Consider the following 2,089-nt stretch of genomic DNA (forward strand, 5'->3'; position numbering starts at 1 on the left):
CGTCGGCGAACAGGTCGGTCTTGATGGCGGTGCGTTTCTTCATGGCTGGCGGCAGAGAACGAAATCAGGACAATCCAATTTTACCAATCACAGAGGTGCCGAGGTTTTTCGAGGCGCCCTTATGTTCATAACCCCGATTGCGTTTCAGAGGCTCGCCCCAACCACGTAGGGGCGCCCGCGCAGATGCGGATGAAACCGCCCGAACCCGGACTCCGCCGGCGAGTGCCGCGCCATCAACTCGATCTGCCCCGAGAGCCGGTCCGCCGCGGAGAGCAGGACCGCGTCGAGCGTGCAGGGCTCGCGCAGACCGAGCCAATCCGGCGCCCCACGGGCGCTCGTCAGCGCGTGGATCAGGCCGAGGTAGTGGGACTCGGGGAGAGCGATGCGCGCGTGGGCGATGGCGGCGGCGATCCACTCGATGATGGTGTTGCGATGGCCGACGAGCTTGCCGCGGGTCGTCAGCTCGAGACCGCTGTAGCCGAGACGGTACTCGTCGGCCTTGCCCGCGTCGTGCAGCAGGGCGGCCATCAGGAGCACCTCGGGGCAGGCGAGCGGCTGGCCCTGGGCCATCCTGAGCGCCTGCTCGGCAACCTCCAGGGTGTGCCACAGATTGCCGTGCACGCAGCTGTGATGGCCCTTCAAGGAGCTGGCGCCCACCAGGTAGCGATGCAGCCGTCGGCTGTCCCAGAAGATGGCGTTGAACAAATGTTGGAAGTGCGCTGGCAGGCGCTGCCACAGCGCGCTGGCGCGACGGACGAGCGTGCGCTCTTTCACCCAGACCGTCGGGATCGTCTGGAAGAGATCGAGGCTGGCCTCGGGGCGCCCGAGCACAACCAGGCGGCTGATGCGCACCGCACCGCCGAGGCTCACAGGCCGACCGAGCCAGCGAATCGACACCAGGCAACCCGCACCCAGCCGGACATCGACCTTGCGCGAGGGCCACTCGACCATCAGGCTGGCCCGCTCATGAAACAGCCCAGCGCGGTTCAGGACGCAATGGTTATCCAGCGGCAGGCGGCTGATCGACTGCACCCGAAACACGGACGGGAGCTTGGCCAGTGCGTTGTCCGGGGCGGCCGTGGGGATGGGCAGGCGGTATTCACTCATGGTCTCCTCCTTGAGCGGCGTTCTCTGCCAGCAGCTCGGCCTCCTGCTCCGCCTCCTCCGCAGGGGCGGTCTTCACCGGCAGGAGCTGGGTGCCCAGGGTCTGCGTGATGAGGCGCTCGAAGGCCGAGCCATCCCGCCGCGTGAGGTTGGGCACGTAGCGCGAATACACCCGGAACAGCATCTCGGTGGTGGTGTGCCCGAGCTGACGGGCGATCCACTCGGGCGCCTCGCCGCTGGCGAGCCACAGCGTCGCGGCGGTGTGGCGGCACTGATACGGCCGGCGCTGCTTGAGGTTGAGGTGCCGCAGCAGCGGGTACCACACCCGGTTGGTGACGTTCTTGTGGTCCAGCGGTGTCCCCAGCCGGTTGCAGAACACGAACTTACTGAGCTTGCCGGTGGCCTCGAACTGCGCCTGGAGCGCATCGAAGACGAGCTGACTCATCTGGATGTCGCGCTGGCTGCCGTCCGTCTTGGTGTATTCCTCTTCACCGCCGACGATGGTCTCGCGAACCAGGATGAGGCGGTTGTCGAAGTCGACGTACTTCCACTGCAGTCCGTCGACCTCGCCGGTGCGCAGGCCGGTGAAGAAGCGCACGGTGAAGTAGTGCCTGAAGTCGGGCCGCACGGTGTCGAGGATCTGCTTGACCTCGGCGAGGGTGAAGGGATCGACGTCGGTGCGCTTCGTCTTGAGCTGTTTCACGCTGTCGAAGGGCGTGCGAAAATCAAACCGGTCGGCCGCTTCATTGAGGACTTGCCTGAGCGGGTTCAGCATCTTGTTGATCCTTGCCGCAGACAGTTTGGTTTGCTTGCCTTTCGCGGTCGCTTTCCCGAGCTCGGCGCGATAGGCAAGGACGTCCGCCTTGGAGATCTGGCCGACCTCCTTCTCCCCGAACCTCGGGATGAGGGCGCGATCGAGGGTCGCGCGCAGCGTGGTCTTGTACGAACGCCGCCACTCCACCTCTTTCTCGCCGTACCAGGTCTC

General features: G+C 65.8%; 2 protein-coding genes. Both read right to left on the reverse strand.

Features of this window, described 5'->3' with window-relative positions; all coding sequences use genetic code 11:
* Positions 1–144: 144 nt before the first annotated feature.
* Positions 145–1,107, reverse strand: coding sequence for an HD domain-containing protein (locus ACE3P2_RS06075; RefSeq protein ID WP_374262172.1), 963 nt, complete (start codon positions 1,105–1,107; stop codon positions 145–147).
* Positions 1,100–2,089 (reverse strand): tyrosine-type recombinase/integrase (locus ACE3P2_RS06080; RefSeq protein ID WP_374262175.1); only part of this gene is annotated, 990 nt, incomplete at its 5' end. The genes ACE3P2_RS06075 and ACE3P2_RS06080, both read right to left, overlap by 8 nt.

The organism is Zoogloea sp. (assembly GCF_041911615.1).
In the GTDB taxonomy this organism is placed as follows: Bacteria; Pseudomonadota; Gammaproteobacteria; order Burkholderiales; family Rhodocyclaceae; genus Zoogloea.

Excerpts from the sequence above, each read along its gene's own strand:
- ACE3P2_RS06075 (WP_374262172.1), bottom strand. The coding sequence starts at position 1,107 with ATGAGTGAATACCGCCTGCCCATCCCCACGGCCGCCCCGGACAACGCA.